Annotated in this window: 18 protein-coding genes and 1 other RNA gene; 7 read left to right on the top strand and 12 right to left on the bottom strand. The window is 19.5% G+C overall.

The features are described 5' to 3' along the window. From nuoG to parC, 10 genes are all read right to left on the bottom strand, one after another. The coding region (nuoG, locus tag GJT91_RS01865; protein ID WP_168868545.1) for an NADH-quinone oxidoreductase subunit NuoG at positions 1 to 2,112 on the bottom strand (2,112 nt) is incomplete at its 3' end. A 98-nt stretch (positions 2,113 to 2,210) separates the two neighbouring features. After that, positions 2,211 to 3,491, bottom strand: a complete 1,281-nt coding sequence (gene nuoF, locus GJT91_RS01870) for an NADH-quinone oxidoreductase subunit NuoF (protein WP_168868546.1) — start codon at positions 3,489 to 3,491, stop codon at positions 2,211 to 2,213. Next, complete coding sequence (gene nuoE / locus GJT91_RS01875; protein ID WP_168868547.1) at positions 3,478 to 3,987, bottom strand: NADH-quinone oxidoreductase subunit NuoE; 510 nt, start codon at positions 3,985 to 3,987, stop codon at positions 3,478 to 3,480. Before nuoE ends, nuoF begins: the two co-directional genes overlap by 14 nt. Positions 3,988 to 3,993: 6 nt before the next feature. After that, entirely contained in the window at positions 3,994 to 5,823 is a 1,830-nt protein-coding gene (gene nuoC, locus GJT91_RS01880; protein WP_168868548.1) for an NADH-quinone oxidoreductase subunit C/D, read from the bottom strand. 31 nt (positions 5,824 to 5,854) lie between these two features. Beyond that, positions 5,855 to 6,517 carry a NuoB/complex I 20 kDa subunit family protein gene (locus GJT91_RS01885; protein WP_168868549.1) on the bottom strand — a complete coding sequence of 221 codons (663 nt, stop codon included), beginning with the start codon at positions 6,515 to 6,517 and terminating at the stop codon, positions 5,855 to 5,857. 50 nt (positions 6,518 to 6,567) lie between these two features. Next, positions 6,568 to 6,933: an NADH-quinone oxidoreductase subunit A gene (ndhC, locus tag GJT91_RS01890; protein ID WP_168868550.1), complete on the bottom strand. Its 366-nt coding sequence runs from the start codon at positions 6,931 to 6,933 to the stop codon at positions 6,568 to 6,570. Between the two features lie 38 nt (positions 6,934 to 6,971). Beyond that, positions 6,972 to 8,276 (bottom strand): threonine synthase, encoded by a 1,305-nt coding sequence (gene thrC, locus GJT91_RS01895; protein ID WP_168868551.1) that lies wholly within the window; start codon positions 8,274 to 8,276, stop codon positions 6,972 to 6,974. Next, a complete protein-coding gene (gene thrB, locus GJT91_RS01900) occupies positions 8,273 to 9,214 on the bottom strand; it encodes a homoserine kinase (protein ID WP_168868552.1) in 942 nt (313 codons plus the stop codon). The genes thrC and thrB overlap by 4 nt, the downstream gene beginning before the upstream one ends. A 23-nt stretch (positions 9,215 to 9,237) precedes the next feature. After that, complete coding sequence (thrA, locus tag GJT91_RS01905) at positions 9,238 to 11,688, bottom strand: bifunctional aspartate kinase/homoserine dehydrogenase I (RefSeq protein ID WP_168868553.1); 2,451 nt, start codon at positions 11,686 to 11,688, stop codon at positions 9,238 to 9,240. A gap of 429 nt (positions 11,689 to 12,117) precedes the next feature. Next, positions 12,118 to 14,358, bottom strand: a complete 2,241-nt coding sequence (gene parC, locus GJT91_RS01910; protein ID WP_425483096.1) for a DNA topoisomerase IV subunit A — start codon at positions 14,356 to 14,358, stop codon at positions 12,118 to 12,120. 207 nt (positions 14,359 to 14,565) lie between these two features. On the opposite strand from parC, the gene GJT91_RS01915 reads away from it, so the two are divergent. Continuing rightward, the gene (locus tag GJT91_RS01915) at positions 14,566 to 15,624 is read left to right on the top strand and encodes a 3-deoxy-7-phosphoheptulonate synthase (protein ID WP_168868555.1); all 1,059 of its coding nucleotides are present in this window, start codon (positions 14,566 to 14,568) and stop codon (positions 15,622 to 15,624) included. A gap of 29 nt (positions 15,625 to 15,653) precedes the next feature. Further along, a complete protein-coding gene (locus GJT91_RS01920) occupies positions 15,654 to 16,709 on the top strand; it encodes a chorismate mutase (RefSeq protein WP_168868556.1) in 1,056 nt (351 codons plus the stop codon). A 61-nt stretch (positions 16,710 to 16,770) separates the two neighbouring features. Here GJT91_RS01920 and bamD read toward each other — a convergent pair whose 3' ends face one another. Next, positions 16,771 to 17,478 (bottom strand): outer membrane protein assembly factor BamD, encoded by a 708-nt coding sequence (bamD, locus tag GJT91_RS01925; RefSeq protein ID WP_168868557.1) that lies wholly within the window; start codon positions 17,476 to 17,478, stop codon positions 16,771 to 16,773. Between the two features lie 86 nt (positions 17,479 to 17,564). Between bamD and GJT91_RS01930 the strand changes: the two genes are divergently transcribed. From GJT91_RS01930 to typA, 5 genes are all read left to right on the top strand, one after another. Beyond that, entirely contained in the window at positions 17,565 to 17,753 is a 189-nt protein-coding gene (locus GJT91_RS01930) for a S4 domain-containing protein (RefSeq protein ID WP_168868558.1), read from the top strand. After that, entirely contained in the window at positions 17,741 to 18,517 is a 777-nt protein-coding gene (locus tag GJT91_RS01935) for an RluA family pseudouridine synthase (protein ID WP_168868559.1), read from the top strand. Before GJT91_RS01930 ends, GJT91_RS01935 begins: the two co-directional genes overlap by 13 nt. 139 nt (positions 18,518 to 18,656) lie before the next feature. After that, entirely contained in the window at positions 18,657 to 19,337 is a 681-nt protein-coding gene (locus GJT91_RS01940) for a thioredoxin domain-containing protein (RefSeq protein ID WP_168868560.1), read from the top strand. Positions 19,338 to 19,381: 44 nt separating this feature from the next. Then, positions 19,382 to 20,245: a 5'-3' exonuclease gene (locus tag GJT91_RS01945; RefSeq protein WP_168868561.1), complete on the top strand. Its 864-nt coding sequence runs from the start codon at positions 19,382 to 19,384 to the stop codon at positions 20,243 to 20,245. 367 nt (positions 20,246 to 20,612) lie between these two features. Next, the gene (typA, locus tag GJT91_RS01950) at positions 20,613 to 22,436 is read left to right on the top strand and encodes a translational GTPase TypA (RefSeq protein ID WP_168868562.1); all 1,824 of its coding nucleotides are present in this window, start codon (positions 20,613 to 20,615) and stop codon (positions 22,434 to 22,436) included. Between the two features lie 41 nt (positions 22,437 to 22,477). Here the strand turns inward: typA and ssrA are convergent. Further along, positions 22,478 to 22,841, bottom strand: a transfer-messenger RNA (tmRNA) gene (ssrA, locus tag GJT91_RS01955).

Genomic DNA, 22,841 nt, shown 5'->3' on the forward strand with positions numbered 1-22,841 from the left:
GCGAATTGGTGATCGTGCAAATTTTCGATTATATACTTTATAATTAGCTTTAGGTGCCGCTAAACTAATTCCTTTGAAAATTGAAATATTTTTTTCACATTTTTTAATAACTTCATCTAAAGTAATATTACTATTTAAATTTTTTAATTTAGCATATATTTTATATATCCATTTCCAACTTGATTTTCTATAATTTTCTTTATTGTAAAAAGAAGGGTTATATACTTGAAAAAATCTTTGTGCTCTACATTCATTATTAATAACAGTTCCACTACTTTCTATAAAGTTTGCTGTAGGTAAGATTATATGTGCCTTTTCCATAGTTCTACTGTATATATGATCTAATACAATTATATTAGAAATTTTTTTAAAAAAATTATTTAATTTATTTTTTTCTTCATAAAAATATAGATCATTTTCCATAATAATAATTGTATCTACAGTTGAATAATTATTTATAAAAGTATTTTCCATAAATATTTCATCTAAAGATTTTCCTTTTATTAAACTTATTCCCATACTATTTACTGTATTTAATCCATAAAATAATCCTGTATTTTTCTTTTTTTTATTAAGTGCTTGTGCTATAGCATAAGATGCCGAAATTAATTCTAAAGAATTTGATCCTGTTCCTGAAATAATTAAAGGTTTTATTGAATTTAATAAAATATTTTTTATTTCAATAATCTTTTTTTTTAATGTTTTATCAGATAAAGATATATTATCTTGCTTATTTTCAATACAATTTGCTAATGCAAAACCAAATTTAGATTGATTAATTACAGGAGCATAATAATTCCATGAAGAAATATCATCTAAAATTGTTTTATCAAGACTTGTTATAAACAATGGATTTAATGATTCATTTTTAATATTTAAAATTGCATCGGAATGCCAATAAGGAATATTTTTAATAAATATATTTTTTTTTATTGCTTGTCTTACTGCTAAAGCAGCACGAGGATTTGTATTACTTAAATCTTCTCCTAAAATTAAAATAGCATCATAATTTTCTATTTCTGATAAAGATGGAAAATATATATTTGTATTTTTTAATATTTTTATTATAAAATTAATTTGTTTTTTTTCATTTTCTAAAATACCTAAACAAAAATTTTTTTTCCCAACTAATTTTCTTAAAAGAAAATTACTTTCTATACTTGCTCTAGGTGAGCCTATTCCAATAATTTTTTGTGATTTTAATATTAAATTAGTAATTTTTTTAATAATTTTATTATTATCAAAAATTTTTTTTTTATGATATATAATATTTATAGGATTGTTTTTTAAATTAAGATAACCATAACCAAAATAACCTTTATCACAAAGAAAATAATGATTTATTTCTTCATGATATCTATTTTGTATATTTGATAATTGCCCATAACGTTCTCCAACAAAAATATTACATCCTAATGAACAATGTTGACAAATACTAGGTGAATATTGAAGATCCCATTTTCTTGTAAAATTATTAATGTAAGTTTTATCAGTAAATACTCCTGTTGGGCAAATTTCAATTAAATTTCCAGAAAATGGATTTTCTAATATTCCATCATTATATCTTCCAAAATAAATATTATCTTTTGAAGAAAAAACATTAAAATCTTTTCCACCAGCATAATTTTTATAAAATCTTATGCAACGATAACACGTAATACAACGATTCATCATATGAGATATAAATGGTCCTAAATATTGATTTTTATATTTTCTTTTAGGAAAATTATATCTACGCATATTATGTCCTACCATTACAGTCATATCTTGTAAATGACAACTTCCTCCTTCATCACAAATAGGACAATCATGAGGATGATTTAACATTAATAATTCAATAATATTTTTACGAAAATTAATAACATCTTTATCATTAATAATGATATATGATTCTTTACATGGTAAAGACATACAAGACATAATGATATGTCCATTTTTTTTTTGGATATTATCAAATTGTTTAATTGCGCATTGACGACACGCACCTATACTTCCTAAAATGGGATGCCAACAAAAATATGGTATATTAAAACCTAAGGATAGGCATAATTTTAGTAAATTATCTTTTTTATTAACTTTATATAATTTATTTTCTATATGAATATTAATCATAATATATATTCCATAATATTAATTTGTAATAAAAATATTTTATTAATGAAATGTACAATATTTAAATTTATTTACTTTTATATAAAAAAATAACTAATTTAATTAGCTATACCATATTTAAATTCATGTAAAAAATATTTTAAAGCACTATTTAAAGGAGCCATGGCACCTGGAGCATGTGCACAAAAAGGACCTTCATTTGTTAACAAATTACTTATATTTTTTAATGTAGTAAGATCTTTAGTTGATCCTATTTTTTTTTCTAAATTATTTAATATTTTTACAATCCAAGGTAATCCTTCTCTACAAGGAGTACATAAACCACAAGATTCTCTAGCAAAAAAAATTTCTAAATTTTTTAATAAAGAAACCATATTAATATTATTATCTATAGCGATAGATATTCCCGTTCCTAATCTACTTCCTGCCTGATTAATAGTAATAAAATCCATTGGTAAATCTAAATGATTTTCCATTAAAAATCCAGTTCCTGCACCACCAGGTTGCCATGTTTTAAGTTTTAATCCTTTTTTCATTCCTCCAGCATATTTTTCTAAAATAATACGAGCAGGAGTACCAAAAGGTAATTCCCATAATCCAGGATTTTTTACATTACCAGAAAAACCAAACATTTTAGTTCCACTATCATTTTTACTATTTGATAGATTTCTATACCAATTAGATCCATAATTTATTATGCTAGGTATATTTAAAATAGTTTCAACATTATTTACACATGTAGGTTTGCCCCATAACCCAATCATAGCAGGATATGGAGGTTTAAAACGAGGATTAGCACGTTTACCTTCTAAAGAATTAATTAATGCTGTTTCTTCTCCACATATATATCTTCCAGCACCAATATGAAGATATATATCAAAATTGAAATCGGTACTTAATATATTTTTACCTAATATTCCAAATTCATAAGCTTCTATTATTGCCTTATTTAAAATTTTTGCACATTTTATATATTCACCTCTTAAAAAAATATATCCTTTATTAGCTTGAATTGCAAAAGCACTAATAATCATTCCTTCTAATAATTGATGTGGAATGTGTTCTATTAAAAAACGATCTTTATAAGTACCAGGTTCCATTTCATCAGCATTACATAAAAAATAACGAGTTTCTAAACTATTATTTTTTTGTGGCATTAAATCCCATTTTAAACCAGTATAAAATCCACCACCTCCTCTTCCTTTTAATTTTGATTTTTTGACAATATTAATTATTTCTTGTGGAGTATTTTTTTTTAAAATTTTTTTTAAAATTTTATAACCATCTTTTTTTATATATTTTTTTATAAATATTGTTTTATTTTTATTAATACGCCATGTTAAAGGATGTGTTTCTGGATTAGAATTAATTATTTTCATAAATATATTTATCCAATATTTTGTTAACACTATTAATTGTTAATGAATTATAAATTTTTTCATTAATCATGATAACAGGACTGTTTTCACAATGTCCTAAACAACATATAGGTATTAAAGTAAATAGATTATCGTTAGTTGTTTGTCCTGAAATAATTTTTAATTTTTTTTTAATATGTTTTAAAATTTTTTCATATCCTGTTATATAACATACAATACTATCACAATATTTTATTACATATTTACCTACCGGTAATCTGTAAATTTGACTATAAAATGTTGCTATACTATCAATTTCAGAAGGATGAATTTTTAAAATATTAGAAATAATAATAATAATATCATTAGATATCCATCCATATTTTTTTTGAAAAAAAATTAATATTTCAAGAATAGCAGCATTATTACATTTATAATGATTTTTAATTTTTTTAATAATTTTTAATTCATCTTTATTTAAAATTAAATTTATATTATTAAATATTTTTTTTGTCATATTATTTTAACGATCTACATCAGACATAACGAAATCAATACTACCTAAATAAGCAATAAGATCTGATATTAAGCTACCACAAATTACAGATGGTATTTGTTGTAAATGAGGAAAACTAGGTGTTCTAATTCTGGTTCGATAACTTATTGTATTTCCATCACTTATTAAATAATAACTATTAATACCTTTTGTAGCTTCAATCATTTGAAATGATTCATTTGCTGAAATTAATGGTCCCCAAGAAACTTGTAAAAAATGATGAATTAATGTTTCTATATCTTTTAACATTCTATTCCTTAAAGGAGGTGTTGTTAAAGGATGATCAATTTTATATGATCCTTCAGGCATATAATTTAAACATTGTTGTATAATACGTAAACTTTGCCAAATTTCTTCAAATTTTAATAAAACTCTTGAATAACAATCACTAATATTTTTACCTATAGGTATATCAAAATCAAAATTTTCATATCCAGAATAAGGACGCCATTTTCTAACATCAAAATTTAATCCAGTTGCTCTTAAACCCACACCAGTTATTCCCCAAGATATTGCTTCTTGCTGATTATAAGATGCTATATTTTTTGATCGAGATATTAAAATACTATTTTGTAATGCTACTTTTTTATATATTTTTAACCTTTTAGGTAACCAAATAAGTAATTTTTTAACTAAAATATTCCATCTTTTTGGAAGATCTTGAGCTAATCCTCCTATTCTAAACCATGCTGGATGCATTCTAGCACCAGTAATAAATTCAATAATATCATATATTTTTTGTCTATCAGTAAATGCTAAAAAAACAGGAGTCATCGCACCAACATCTTGTATAAAAGTAGATAAAAATAATAGATGACTATTAATACGAAATAATTCAGATAACATTATTCTAATAACATTAATTTTATCATTAACAATAATATTAGCTAATTTTTCTACTGCTAGAATATAAGGCATTTCATTTATACATCCACCTAAGTATTCTATTCTATCTGTATAAGGTATATATGTATGCCATGTTTGTCTTTCAGCTATTTTTTCAGCTCCTCTATGATGATAACCTATATCTGGGATACATTGAATAATTTCTTCACCTAATAATTGTAATATTATTCTAAATGATCCATGAACAGAAGGATGATTAGGACCTAAATTAAGAAACATATAACTATTATGTTTTTTATTATTATCTATTGATAAATTCCATTCTTTTGGATTAAAATCAGTAGAATGAATATCTGTTTTATATTTTTCTTTAGTTAAAAAATAGGGTTTAGATTCTGTAGCTCTGGAAGGAAAATCCTTACGTAAAGGATAACCATTGTTCCAATTTTTAGGTAGTAATAAATGAGTTAAAAAAGGATGATTGATAAAATTAATACCAAACATTTCCCATATTTCTCTTTCATACCAATTAGCATTTTTATAAAAATCAGTTATTGTATGAACATTTAAAAAATTTTTTTTTAAAGGAATTTTTATGATTATATCTGAATTTCTATTGATAGAAATTAAATGATAAAATAAAGAAAAATCCATTTTATACATTAAATTAAATTTATTATAATGTAATCTTTCATCTATACCGTGCATATCATATAACATATTATATGGATTACTAATTTTAGAAAAAAATTTTATAAATTTTATTAAATCTTTATCTTTAATCCAAATGATTAATGGCATTTTATTATTTATACTATTTTGTATAATGAAATCTTTAAAACTAAAATTAATATTTAATTCATCTATTATAGATTCTGTATGTTCTTTATAAAAAAATTTATTATGTTTTTCTCCTATTTTTTGAATTATATTATCAAAATTATTATTCATAATTAAATCCTGTTATAAATTTCGTATAAAATTATATATCATTATTTTCTTTAAATTTAATATTTTTATTAAAAAATTTATTAGATGATTTCATTTTGGCTTTATAAATACCTTGATCACCAACTATCCAAGATAAGGGACGTCTTTCATTATTAATGGATTTTTGTAATAATAATAATGCTTGTATATATGATTCAGGTCTAGGAGGACATCCCGGTATGTAAATATCTACAGGCAAGAATTTGTCTACTCCTTGTACTACAGAATATATATCATACATTCCTCCAGAATTAGCACAAGAACCCATAGAAATTACCCATTTTGGTTCTAACATTTGATCATATAATCTTTGTATTATAGGAGCCATTTTTAAAAAACATGTACCAGCTATTACCATAAAATCAGCTTGTCGTGGAGATGCTCTTAAAACTTCTGAACCAAAACGAGCTATATCATTAATTGATGTAAATGAAGTAGTCATTTCTACATAACAACAAGATAAACCAAAATTATATGGCCATAAAGAATTTTTTCTACCCCAATTAATTATTTTATGTGTAATTTTTTTTAAATTTCCTAAAAAAATATTTTTGTTAATTTGTTCATCCATAGGATCATAATTAATAACTTTTTTATCTTCTAAAGGAAATTTTTTTTTATTATTAATATTAATTTTTGTAAGAGTATATTTCATTATATAATTTATATATTGTTAATTTAATATTATTAGGAATTTTTATATTTTTAGTCTAAAGCTTTCATTTTAAATAAATAAAATAAAGTAATTAATATGGTTAAAATAAATAACATTCCTTCAATAAAACCTCCAAATTTTATAATTTTAATAGAAATAGACCATAAATATAAATACAATGATTCAATATCAAAAATTATAAAAAATATTGCTATTAAATAAAATTTAATATGGATTTTTATTTTGTTATTACCATAAGAAAATATTCCTGATTCAAATGGTATATTCTTATCTAAACCATATGAACGTCCTCCTAAAAATAATGATATTAACATTATTGTACAACTAATTATAATAGCAAAAATCTGAAATATTATAAAATAATTATAATTTAAAACTAATTTATTTATTACCATAATGAATACTCTATATTAAAAATACATTTTATTAAAAATTATATAATATAATTTTTTATTAAAAATTTTTTTAAATAATAAAAATTATTAGGTAAAATGTAAGATAAATTTTTTTTTTTTATACATTTAATTAATATATTAGGTAATATTATTTTTTTATTTAAAATATTAAAAATATAATCTTGAAATTTAGATGGATGAGCGGTACCAAGAAATACATTAAATGTATTTTTTTTTGATATTTGTTTTTTTAATGCACAATAACTTACAGCTGAATGTGGTTCTAAAATATATTTATATTTATTATATACATCTATTATGGTTTTCGTTGTTTTTATATCTGTAATAACCGATGATGTTAATTTATTTAAATCCCAATTTTTTTTATTAAAAATTTCCATAATTCTAGGCCAATTATTTGGTGAACTAACATCCATTGCATTTGATAATGTTGGTATAGTTTTTTTTGGAGACCAATTACCTGTGTTTAAATATCTATAAACTGTATCATTTATATTAGTAGCTGCAATAAATTTATGTATAGGTAAACCAATTGCTTTTGCTATTAAACCAGCAGTTAAATTTCCAAAATTTCCGCTGGGTACGGAAAAAATAACTTTTTTTTTTCGTTTTTTTAAAGGTATTTGTGAAAATGCTTCGAAATAATAACATATTTGAGCTATTAAACGACTAATATTAATAGAATTAGCAGAATTAAAAGATAAAGATTTATTAAGTTCTTTATCATTAAATATTTGTTTTACAAGATTTTGACAATCATCAAAATTACCTTTAATAGCAATTGTTTTTATATTATTTCCTATAGTACAAAATAATTTTTCTTGTAAAATAGAAATTTTTTTATAAGGATATAATACGACAACTTCAATGTTATTCATTTTATTAAACGCATGAGTAACAGCAGCACCAGTATCTCCAGAAGTAGCAGTTAAAATAATAATTTTATTTTTTTTATTAAAAAAATTTAACATTTGTGCCATAAAACGTACACCAAAATCTTTAAATGCTAAAGTAGGTCCATGAAATAATTCTAAACAAGAAAGATTTTTATCAATTAAATTTAATTTTAATGGAAAATTAAATGCTTTTTTTATTTTTTCTTTTAAAATATCTGAAGAAATTTCTTTTTCATTAATAAATAATGATAGTAAATAACTACTTCTGTCTATAAAATTATAATTTAATATATCTGTAATTATTTTATTATTTAATCTTGGTAAATTTTTAGGAAAAAATAATCCTTGATTTTTTCCTAGACCTATTTTTAAAACTTGATTAAATTTTTTTTGTTCTTTATGATAATTAAGATTATAAAATTTCATATTTTCTCCATAATTTTAATACCTATTTTATTTATTTTACAAATATACACAAAACCATTTTTATTTTTTATAAAATTTTTTTTTAACCAAATAACCATATTATTTGCAATATTTAAATTATTAAAAATACTAAATATAGTAGGTCCTGATCCTGAAATACCATAATTTAAAGCACCAAATTTTTTTGCTATATAAATAATTTGTTCAAAATTAGGAATAAGAGATTTTCTATAAGGTTCAGCAATAAAATCTTTCATTAATTTTAATGCTAATAATTCTTGTTTTGTATGGCTAGCATGTATAAATCCGGCTAAATATTGATTTTGTTTAATAAAAACTTCTTTTTTATATAAATTTGGTAATATTTTTCTAGAATCATATGTCGGTAATTTGATTCCGGGATATGCGACTACCCAAAACCAATTTTTAAAAATTGGAATATTTTGAATAATTAAATTATTTTTATTAGTTATTAATATTAATTTCATACCACCAAAAAAACAAGGAACTATATTATCATAATGTATATTACCTGATAAAAAACCTTCTAATTCTCCCATTAATTTTAATAAATCATATTCTTTTAATGGATTATTACAAAATAAATTTATTGCTTTTAAAAAAGCAACTACAGAACAAGCACTTGAACCTAATCCAGATGCAACAGGAACATTTTTTTCTAAAATAATTTTTAAGGGAATTTTTTTCCCAATTTTATTACAAAATTTTATCCAACAATGAAAAATAATATTTTCATGTTTTTTTTTTGGTAAATCATTTAAAAAATAACCTTTATTAATTAAAATAAATTTTTTAGATGAATAAATTGATACAAAATCTCCTAAAACACCTCCGTCTATTCTAGATAATGCTATTCCTAATGTATCAAAACCAACATTAATATTACCAATGGTAGCAGGAGCATAAATTTTAATCATGAAAAATAATTCCTTATTTTTAATTAAACAAGATGTAGTAAATCATTAAGTACTCCTGCAGCAGTTACATTATTTCCAGCTCCATATCCTCTTAAAATTAAAGGATATGGTTGATAATAATTAGTATAAAAAGCAAAAGAATTTTCTCCATTTTTAATTTTAAAAAAAGGGTGATTTTTGTCAATTTTTATGATTTCTACTTTACAAAATCCTTGTTTATCTATACTACCAATATAACGTAATACTTTATTATCTTTTTTAGCTTCTTGAACCTTTTTTTTATACATTTTATCTAAATCAAATAAAGATATAAAAAATTCTTCAATAGAAATTTTTTTATTATAATTATTTGGAATAATAGATTCTATAATAATATCATTTAATTCTAAATTATAACCAATTTCTCTAGCTAATATAAGCAATTTTCTAGCTACATCTATTCCTGATAAATCTACTCTAGGATCTGGTTCTGTAAAGCCCATTTTTTGAGCTATTTTTATAGCTTCAGAAAAAATAATTCCTTCTTCAAGTTTACCAAAGATAAAAGAAAGAGAACCTGATAAAATACCAATAAAATAATTAATTTTATCACCTGTCTTTAATAAATTCTGTAAAGTATTAATAACAGGTAATCCAGCACCAACATTTGTTTCATACAAAAATTTTAAATTTAATTGATTTACTGTAAAATGTATCTGATTATAATAATTCATCTTAGATGAATTTGCTTTTTTATTCGCAGCTACTATATTTAAACCATAATTTAAAAAATTTATATATTGATTTGCAATTTCTTGTGAAGAAGTACAATCTATAATAACGGGATTAATAAATTTGTATTTTTTAAAATTATTAGTTAATATTTTTATTATATTAATATTAGGATTATTATATTCTATATTTTGTTTCCAATTTTTTATTTTAAGACCATTAATATTTATCAATGAATATTTAGTATTAAAAATACCGCAAATTTTTAAAATAATATTTTTTTTTTTAAAATAATTTTCTTTTTTATATATTTGTTTTAATAAAGTATTACCAACACCACCAGTACCTATAATAAAAATTTCTAGTATTTTTTCCTTATGAAATAACATTTTATGTGTTATTTCTATAATATTTTTTGCATAATTTTCTTTTATAATGACAGAAATATAATTTTGAAAAATATTTTGTGATATAGCAAATATTTTTATTTTTGTTATCTTAAAAATATTTAAAAAATCAGATATTATATTCTTAGAATTATTTATTTGATTACTAACTAGAGAAATAATTGATAATTTTTGAATAATAGAAATTGGTTGAATTAATTTATGCTGAAATTCTAAATAAAATTCTTCTTCTAATAAAGATTTAAAATATTTTAAATTTTTATTTAAAATAAAAATACTAATATTACATCCTTCGGATGATTGTGTTATAAAATAAATAGGTATTTTTAATTTAAAAATAAAAAATAATATTCTAGATATAATATTTTTAATTTGTTTATTTTTTTCTCCATTAATATTTAACATTGATATATTTTTTAATTCAGTTATACCCTTCATTTCATCTAATGAATGTTTAATATTACTATTACTAATTAAAGTTCCATTAGATTTTACATTTATTATATTTTTAATAATACAAGGTATATTGTTTTTTAACATAGGAAATAAAGTTTTATAATGAATAACTTGTGCTCCAAAATATGCTAATGTTATTGCTTCTTGATAAGAAATGAATTCTAATAATTTTGTATTAGATATTATATTAGGATCTGCTGTATGAATACCATTTACATCAGTCCAAATTTCACAATATTTAGCTTTTAAACAAACAGATAATATTGCTGCTGAGTAATCAGAACCATTTCTACCTAATAAAACAGTTTCTTTTTTTTTATTAACAGCAGAAAATCCTGCCATTAATATTATATCAATATTGGAAATATTAATATTTCTAATATTTTTTGAAGTTAATGAAATATCAACTGTTGATTCTAAATAATTACCATATGCTATTAAGTATTTTTTTGGAGAAATTATATATATTTTATATTTTTTTATTTTTAATAAAGATTCTAATAAAATAATGGAAAATTTTTCACCTTGTGATAAAATTTTTGCTCTGATTATATCAGGACAATTATTAATTAAATTAATACCATATAATAATTGTTTAATTTTATTGAAAATTTTATTAATTTTTTTTTTAATAAAAATAATATCTAAATTATTTATTTTTTTTTTTAAATTATTAATTAAATTTATAAAAAATTTTTGTATATGAATAAAATCTTGTTCATAATTTTTTTTTTTTATAGATTTATCTATCATTATTTCTAAACTATTTGTAATAGTTGCTGGAGCAGATAAAACAACAGCTATTTTACTTTTTTTTAAATAAATATTAATTATATTAGTTACCAACAGAAATTTTTCTGCATTTTTTAATGATGTTCCACCAAATTTCAATACTTTCATTTCTTCAACCTATCTAAATTTTAAAATATAAAAATATGAATAATTATACACATATAATTTTTCTAAATTAATATATATTGATATTTTTATTTAAATTAAAAAATTGTAATTCATAATTGAAATATAAATATTTTTAACTATATTTAATTAATAATTAATTCTTTGTAAAATTATTACAAATAATTTAAAAAAATTTGATTTTTATTTATATAATTTTTTTTTAAAATATTTTAACTTTACTTTAAGTATTTATTGTAACATGAAAAAAAAATTTATTATTTAATAAATTTATTATTTAAATTAATAATATTTATTATATTAAAATTTTTTTTATCAAATATATATAAAATATTGAATATAATAATTCAATAAATTAATATACTAAATTATATTTTTATGTAAATATTTTAAATATTTAATAAATAAATTTTAACTATTCATTTCTTTTATAAAAATATTTTTGATATTATTGATATTTTTATATAAAAGACCTTTTTTACCTTTCATAGAATGAAATATTTTTAATTTTTCATATGTTAATTTAAATTGTTTCTTATTAGTTTCTATATAAACTATAGATTTTTTGTTAATAAGAAATATCCATTTTAATTTATCTTTATTTTGAAAAAATTCTTTATTATTAATAAAAATTAATCTACTTCCTCTTCCTCTAGATAGTCTGGGAATTTCATCTAAAGAAAATAATAAAAATTTATTTAAAAATGATATAACTAAAACTTTATCATTTTTATCATTAATTACTAAAGGAGATAAAATTTCAGCATTATCTGTTAAAATCATAGATAATTTTCCATTTCTGTTACATGCAATCAAATCATTAAATTTACATACAAATCCATAACCAGAACTAGAAGAAAGAATAATTTCTTTATTATTAGATTCCATTAATAAACTTTTAATTACTGATCCTTGTGTAATATTTAATTTACCATTTAAAGGTTCTCCTTGACTACGAGCTGCAGGTAAAGTAGTAGAATCGATACTATAACTACGTCCTTTAGAATCAATAACAACTATAGTTTGGTTTTTTTTCCCTTTTACTGAAATTAAAAATGAATCTCCTGATTTATAATTAAGATTTAATGGATCTATAGTATGACCTTTTGCGCATCTAATCCAACCCATTTTAGAAAGAATAATTGTAATAGGTTCATCTGAGACTAGTTTATATTCATTTAATAATTTTGCTTCTGTTCTTTTTTTAATTATTGAACGACGATCATTAGCATAACTATTAGATGCTAATAATATTTCTTTTTTTAATAATAGATTCATTTTTTGTTTAGAAAATAATATTTTTTGAATATTATCATGTTCTACTTCTATTTTTTTTTTTTCATTAATTAATTTTTTTTCTTCAATAAATGAAATTGAACGTAGCTTAAAATTAAGTAAATTTTCTATTTGCATATCAGTAAGATTGAATTCATCTTTAATAATAAGATTTGGATTTATATTTAATCTAATAATTTGTATAAATTTTTCTAAATTAGAATATACAATTAATAATCCTTGTATAACATGTAATCTTTTTTTTAACTTATTTAAATGAAAATTTAAACGTTTTTTCACTATATGACGTCTAAAAATAATCCATTCTGATAATATTTCTATTAAATTTTTTACAGCAGGTTTATTGTTTAATCCAATCATATTTAAATTTATACGATAACTTTTTTCTAAATCAGTAGTAAAAAATAAATGATACATAATTTGTTTTATTGTTAAATAATTAAAATTATTACGAATAATAATAACTATTCTTGTAGGATTTTCATAATCAGATTCATCTCTAATTTCTTCAATCATTGGTAATTTTTTATTTCTCATTTGTACTGTAATTTGTTCAATAATACGTATTCCTGAAATTTGGTGAGGTAATGCTGTAATTATAACTGTATTATCTTTTATTTTCCATACAGCTCTGAGCTTAATTGATCCTCTACCTTTTTCATATATTTTATATATATCTTCTTTAGAAGTTATAATTTCATTACCTGAAGGAAAATCTGGACCTTGAATTATTTCTGAAAGATCAGATAATTTTGTCTTAGGATAATCGATTAATTTAATTATAGCATTAGATATTTCTTTAATATTATGAGGAGGAATATCTGTTGCCATACCTACTGCTATTCCTGTAGCACCATTTAAAATTATATTAGGTAAGCATGCAGGTAATATTTTAGGTTCTAATAATGTTCCATCAAAATTCGAAATAAATTGTACAGTACCTTTTTCTATTTCATTTAATAATATATTAGAATATTTTGATAAACGTGATTCTGTATATCTCATCGCAGCAAATGATTTAGGATCATCTGGAGATCCCCAATTACCCTGACCTTCTATTAAAGGATATCTATAAGAAAAAGACTGTGCCATAAGAACCATTGCTTCATAACATGCTACATCTCCATGAGGATGATATTTTCCAATAACATCACCAATAGTTCTAGCTGATTTTTTAAATTTAGATGAAGATTTTAAACCTAATTCAGACATAGCATATATAACTCTTCTTTGGACCGGTTTTAATCCATCTCCAATATGAGGTAAAGCTCTATCAGAAATCACATAAATAGAATAATTTAAATAAGCATGTTCAGCAAATTTATATAATGGAATGGATTCTATTGTATTTTTTATTGTTTTACTCATATTTTCTCCTTAAATTAATTTTTTTGCATAATTAATTTTTAATTATAAAGAAATTTTAAAATATTTTATTAAAAAAATAAAAAAATCTTATTTTATATATTTAATAAATTTTAATATATTTTAAATAAAATTAAACTTTATTAAATAAATATGTTATTTTTATGCAATAATATTTTTATCTATGGATATTTTATTATGAAAAATAATAATTTTAATCATAATCAATACTTAATAACTCCAAAAGAATTAAAAAGTAAGTTACCAATATCTCAAAAAATAAAAGATCAAATTTTAATATCACGTAAAATTATATCAAATATAATTTCTGGAAAAGATCATAGGTTATTAATTGTTTGTGGACCTTGTTCAATACATAATATAAAAGAAGCAATAGAATACGGAAATTTTTTAAAAAAAATATTTTTAAAAATTAGTAAGAGTATGTATATTGTTATGAGAGTATATTTTGAAAAACCTAGAACTATTTTAGGATGGAAAGGATTAATTAACGATCCATATCTGAATAATTCTTTTGATATTAATAAAGGTTTATATTTAGCTCGTAAATTATTGATAAAATTATCTAATAATAATATTGCATTGGCAACTGAAATATTAGACCCTAATACATCAAAATATCTTGAAGATCTTTTTAGTTGGATTGCTATTGGAGCACGTACTGTAGAATCACAAATACATAGAGAAATAGTTTCTTCATTAAAAATACCTGTTGGTTTTAAAAATAATACAGATGGTAATATATTTTCTGCTATAAATGCTGTTCAATCTTCTTATCAAAAACATAATTTTATTAGTTTAAATAATAATGGTAAAGTTTGCATAATAAATAGTATTGGTAATAAAAATTCTCATATTATTTTACGTGGAGGAAAAATTCCAAATTATCATAAAAATAATATAAAAAAATATGAAAAAAATATTTTAGAATCAGGATTAAAATCAAAAATAATGATAGATTGTAATCATGGTAATTCTAACAAAGATTTTAGAAAACAAATTTTAGTTATTAAATCAATAATATCACAAATTAAAGAAGGAAATAATTCTATTATAGGAATAATGATAGAAAGTTATCTTAAGGAAGGAAATCAAATATTAGATATTAAAAATCCAGAAAAATTAAAATATGGTATATCAATTACAGATGGATGTATAAATTTACAAACCACAAAAAGTATTTTATTTTTTATAAATACTGAATTACATTCAATACTTAAATCTCGTTCTTTATAAAAAATATTAAATTAAATAATTTAAATTTTATGTTAAAAAAACTAATTATATTACGTGATAAAATAGATATTTTAGATAAAAAATTATTAGAAATTATAAATAAAAGATTAATTTTAGTAAAAAAAATAGGAGTAATAAAAAATAATCATGAATTACCTATTTATGATCCAGAAAGAGAAAAATATATAATTAAAATAAAAAGAAAAGAAGCAAAAAAAAAAGGCATATCTCCTGATCTTATTGAAAAAATATTATATTGTATAATAAATGAATCTTATTTACATGAACAAAAACAAAATTTTAAAAAATTAAACTCTAATATTTCAAATATATTAATTATTAGTAATAATAAAATGGGACATTTTTTTAAAAAAATGTTAATTATGTCAAATTATAATATTATTATTATAGAATTAGAAAATTTTGAAGTTTATAATAATATAAGTAATTTGTTTTTAAATATATGTATGGTTATTATTAGTATAGATATATCAATACCATATTTTGATATATTAATTTATAAATTAAAAAAATTACCTAAAAATTGTATAATTATAATTATTTCTTCTATAGAAAATATATTAATAAAAAAAATATCAAAAATACATAAAGGACCAATTCTTGGTTTATATCCTTTATTTGATTTAAAAAATACTATTTTAATAAAAAAATCTATATTATGTTGTTTTATACATAAATCTAAATCTTATATTTGGTTTTTAAAACAAATGGAAATTTGGGGATTAAAAATAAAAAATATTAATATAATTAAATATGATCAATTTTTTTTTTTAAAATCATTACAATATTTTTCCACATTAATAATATATAATATTTTTTTATTAAAAAAAAATGAAAAATTAGAAAAACAATTATCATTATTGTCAATACCATTTTATGATTTAAATTTATTTCCTTTAAAAAAAAATTTTTTAAAAGATTTAAAATCATACATAAATACAATTTTATTTTCTAGTAATAATAAAAAAAATATTAGAAAATATTTAAATCATATGAATAACATAATTAATTTAATTCAAAAAAAAAAAATTAAAAAAATAATTAATATTTTTAAAAATAATTGATAATAAATTTTTTAAAAAAAAACTTAATATTTAACAGATATTAAGTTTTTTATAAAAAAAGTTATTTTGAAAATTTATTAAAAGATTCTTGTAATATTTTTTTTACTGATTTAGTTTCTTTATTATTGGAAGAGTAAAATTTTAAAAATATGATACATCTATTAATTGTCGCAATGTACATTTTTTTTTTAAACAAAAATTTAATAATACTTAAATCAAATTTTCTTACACGATTGTTCATTTTAATTAAATGATATTTTAAATATTTTATATAAATACTATTTGGATAATTTTTAATAAGAATATTAGTATCATTAATTGCAAGATTAGTATAAAAAGGATTACAATGTGATCTTTTTATTTTAAATAAATCTTGTATTTCATTATTTTTATCTAAAGATATTTCTGACATAATTTTAATATAAAGAATATAATCTAAAAAAGGAGATTTATTATATGAAATAATAAATTCTTCTGTAAAATCTAAAACATTTAAAAAATTTTGATCAATATAATTTAAATAAATTAAATATACTAAAACTTTCTCAGTATATTTATTATATGGATATTTTATATAAAAATCTTGAAATTTAAACAAAGCCTTTTGATATTTATGATCATATAAAGTTTTTATTGATTCTAAATATTTTTTTTTTAAAAAAAAATTTGAATTTATTTTATTATTAAAATTATAATTTTTACAATTAATTGTAAATATTAATATTAAAATATTAATAATAAAAAATTTCTTTTTTATAAAAATATTCATTTTTATTTTTTCTTTTACAAAATTTATAATTAATATTAATATAAATATATACTAAATTTAGTTTTAAATTAAAGTTATTTTAACTTATGAAAAATATTAAATTAACATTTAAAGTTTGTTCTATATATGATAGAAAAAGGTTAGATATATTTCTTTCAAAAAAAATTATACAATTTTCAAGATCTAAAATAAAAAAATTAATAATAAATAATTGTATTAAAATAAATAATATTATTATAAATATACCTAAAAAAAAATATTTTTGGGTGATATAATTAAAATTAGTGCGTTAATTTCTAGCAAAAAAATAAAATGGAAAGCACAAAAAATACCATTAAATATAATTTATGATGATAGTAATGTTTTAGTTATAAATAAACAATCTAATTTTATTGTACATCCTGCAAATCAAAATATGGAAAATACTTTATTTAACTCTTTAATATATTATTATCCTTTTTTAAGAGATTTACCAAGAGCTGGTATTATACATAGATTAGATAAAGATACTACAGGATTGATGATTATAGCAAAAAATATTAATTCGTATATTTTTTTAAGACAAGAATTAAAAAAACATAATATTATTCGAGAATATGAAACAATTGTAAACGGAATAATTAATAAAAATGGAATAATTAATTATCCCATTAAACGTATATATAAAAAAAAAAATATTTTTATGAAAGTAAATTATTTAGGAAAAAAATCAATAACAGAATATTTTATAAAAAATATTTTTAAAATACATTCTCATCTGAAAATTAGGTTAAAAACAGGAAGAACTCATCAAATTAGAGTTCATTTATCATATATTAATCATAGTATTATAGGTGATCCTATTTATAAAAATAGTAAAAATATTTTTTTATGTAATAATTTTTATAAAAAAAATATTAGTAAAATAATTAAAAGACAAGCTTTACATGCATGTTATTTAAAATTTCTACATCCATTTTATAATATTTTTATAAAATTATATTCATCATTACCAAATGATATAAATCAATTAATTTATTTTTTAAAAAAAAATATTTAGTAGCTCAAACATAATTTTTTTTTATAAAAATAAAAAATACTAAAAATTTAAATTAATATATAAAATTAATTTTATTAATATTGTAAATTAGTTTATAATTTAAGAATATAAATTAATAAATTTATTAAAGAGAAAAACTATGATAAATATAAATATAAAAAAATATATATTATTTTTTAATATATTACTATGTTTAACAATATCTAGTGTTTGCTTTGCATCTGAATTACCTCAATCATTTTTTTATGATATTTTAACTCCACAAGAACAAGTATTATACAATAAAGAAATACCACATAAAAAACCAATTGTAGTAGAATTTTTTTCATTTTTATGTCCTCGTTGTTATGAATTTTATTTAGGAATAAATCAAAAATCTTTAAAAGGTAAAATTCCTAAAAATATAAAAATTTTTAGATATCATTTGAATAAATTTGATGATGATGATGGTTTTGGAAGCTTAATAGGTTATGCTTGGATTGTTGCAAAAATGTTAAATGTAGAAAATAAGGTAATTGGTCCTATATTTGAAGGCATACATAAAAATAATTCCATTCATGATTATGAATCTATAAAAAAAATTTTTGTTAAAAAAATTGGAATTAGTAATCGTATTTTTGATTCAGCATGGCATAGTTATATAGCAAGAATATTATTCATAAGAGAAACAAATTTAGCTGAAAAATTAGATATACATATTGTTCCTAATATTTATGTAAATAATAAATATGAAATAAATCTTTCTGAATTATATTCTAGTTATTATGATAATTTTTTTAAGTATTATATTAATTTAATAATTAAACTTTCAAAAAATTAAAAGAAATTTTTAATAAATGTTTAAATATATTTTTATTATTAAATATGAAAAAAAAAATAATTTTAATAGATGGATCATTTTATTTATATAGAGCTTATTATGCTTTGCCTAATTTAATTAATAGTAAAGGATATCCTACGGGAGCAATATATGGTTTTATTAATATGTTTAATAAAATTATAAAAATAAATCCAAATAGTTATTTTTTAATTGTATTTGATAACAAAGGTATTTCTTTTAGAAAAAAGATTTTTAATAAATATAAGTCAAAACGAAAAAATATGCCTAATAATTTAAGTATACAAATTAACCCTTTGTTAAAAATTATAAAGGCGATGGGATATAATACTATTTCTATTAATAACATAGAAGCAGATGATATTATTGGTACTTTAGCATTACAAGCAGAAAAAAAAGATTATTTTGTTTATATTTTTAGTCTTGATAAAGATATAGCACAATTAGTAACTCAAAATATTAAAATAGTAAATCCTATTAACTATTCTATTTCTGGACCTAAGGAAATATATTATAAATATAGGATATTTCCAGAATTTATTAGTGATTTCTTAGCATTAAGTGGAGATTCTATAGATAATATTCCTGGAATTCCAGGAATAGGAGATATAATAGGTAAAAATTTAATAAATAAATTAGGAAATTTAAAATATATTTATAATAATTTAGATATTATTAATAATATAAATTTTAGAGGAGGTAATAGTATAAAAAAAAAACTCATAAAATATAAAAAATTAGTTTTTTTATATCATAAATTAACAAAAATTAAAACTGATATTAATTTAAATTTAAATGATTTAAATTTAATAAATAAACCAAAAAAAAATTATTTAAAATCTTTATTTAAAACTTATAAATTTAATAAATGGTTAAAAAAATATAAATAAGTTATAATTTATTATAATTTTTTAAAAATTACTTATTTAAATTAAATTTCTTTATATTAATAATTTATTAATAAATTTTATTTTTTTTGTAAAAAATCTTTGTATATTTAGTAATAAATTTAAATTTTAATTGTATTAATATTTTCTTATTTTAAAAAAAATAGAATATTCTTATCTATATTGGAATAACTTTAAAAGTAATATTATTTTTAAAAAAGTAATAATTTACTTATTAATATTTTAGAAAATTAAAATTTAATCATAATTTTTTATAAAAAATATTTTATTTTATTAAAAAAATTTATTTATATTTTAAAATAAAAAATTTATATAACTAAATATAATATATAATAATTAGGGTTTATTTATGAAAAAAATACGTAATATAGCTATTGTTGCACATATAGATCATGGAAAAACTACATTAATAGATAAATTATTACAAGAATCAGACAATTTTCAAAATGAAAAAAATATTTTTAAAAATAATATAAATAGAGTAATGGATAGTAATAAATTAGAAAAAGAAAAAGGAATTACTATTTTTTCAAAAAATACATCTATCTTTTGGAAAGATTATCAAATTAATATAATTGATACACCTGGACATGCTGATTTTAGTGCAGAAGTAGAACGTATTTTATCTATGGTAGATTCTGTTTTATTAGTAGTTGATGCTGTTGAAGGACCAATGCCACAAACAAGATTTGTTGCATTAAAATCTTTTATATATAATTTAAAACCTATTATTGTTATAAATAAAATAGATAGAAAATTTATTCGTCCTGATTGGGTTATAGAACAAATATTTGATCTATTTGTTAGTTTAAATGCTACTGATGAACAACTAGATTTTCCTATAGTTTATACATCAGCTCTTCAAGGGACATCAGGATATAATATCAATAAAATGTATAAAAATATGGACGTATTATATAAAACTATTATTAAATATGCATTTCCACCTAATGTAAATATAAATAAACCCTTTCAAATGCAAATATCTCAAATAAAATATAATAATTATATTGGAAATATTTGTACTGGTTTAATAAAAAGAGGTACCATTAAAATTAATCAATATGTTATTTTTATTAAAAAAAATAAAATTATAAAAAAAATAAAAATATTATATATAATATCTAATATAGCTTTAAAACCTGTATATATTAAGGAAGCTAAAGCTGGTAATATTGTTGGTTTAGCTGGTTTAGGGTTTGAAGAAATAAATATTTCTGATACTATTTGTGATCTTAATTATCCTGATCCTTTACCTTTACTAATAATAGAAAAACCTAAAATTAGTATGTTATTTCATGTAAATAATTCTCCATTTTCTGGAAAAGAAGGAAAACATTTAACATCGAAAAAAATATTTGATAGAATTCGTAAAGAATGTTTACATGATATAGCTCTAAAAATAGAGGAAACTACTAATAATAATATTTTTTATGTTTCAGGTAGAGGAGAATTACATTTAGTTATTTTAATAGAAAATATGAGAAAAGAAGGATTTGAATTATCTGTATCTAGACCACAAATTATATCTAGAATTATTAATGGAATAAAAAAAGAACCATTTGAAATATTAATTTTAGATTTTGCTCAAAATAAAAAAGGTCATATAATTCAGTTAATTAGTAAAAGAAAAGCTATTATAAATAATATTATTTTAAATGATTTTAATAATAGAATTAGAATTGAAGCAATTATTTCAAGTAAAGGTTTAATTGGTTTTCGTAATGAATTTATAAATGCAACGTCAGGAACTGGAATAATGAATTCTTTTTTTAGTCATTATGATACTAATATACATAATTTAATCGGAGAAAGAAATAATGGAGTTTTAATTTCCAATAAAGAAGGTTATGCTGTTGCGTTTGCTTTATCTAATTTACAATCTAGAGGTAAATTATTAATAAAACCAGGAGAAAAAATTTATGAAGGACAAATTATAGGTGTACATAATAAATCTAATGATTTAACTGTAAATTGTTTAATTAATAAAAAATTAACTAATATGAGAGCTTCAGGAAGTGATAATCCTATTAATTTAAGTCCTATTAAAAAAATATCTTTAGAAGAAGCAATAAATTTTATTAAAAATGATGAATTGGTAGAAATTACTCCAAAATCAATTAGAATTAGAAAAAAATATTTAACGAAATCTTTACGTAAATTAAAAAAATAAAAAAAATAATTTATAATAATTTATAAAAAAAATTTTTATTTTGGTGGAGCTGGGGGGAGTCGAACCCCCGTCCAAAATTACTACATTTTCGGAACTACATGTTTATTTTTATTTTATAAATTTTAGTAATATTCAATAATAAAACAAATTAAATATTACATAGTCTATTTTATTTCTTTAATATATTATTTTAAGACTTATAATATACGATCTCTTTAAATTATGACCTATTTACTTTTTATTAAAGAGCAAATAATAAGAAATAGGGCTTTTACAGTTTTTTATGCTGCTAAAGCATAGTTTTGATTTTTTGCAATTACTTAAATACGGTTTTTTTACAAGGCCCACCGTTTCCTTGACATGCTCCTAAAATTTGATAATTCTGTCAAATCCATAATCAGCCCC

Origin of the sequence: Enterobacteriaceae endosymbiont of Donacia semicuprea (assembly GCF_012570535.1) — a bacterium.
Lineage (GTDB): Bacteria > Pseudomonadota > Gammaproteobacteria > Enterobacterales > Enterobacteriaceae.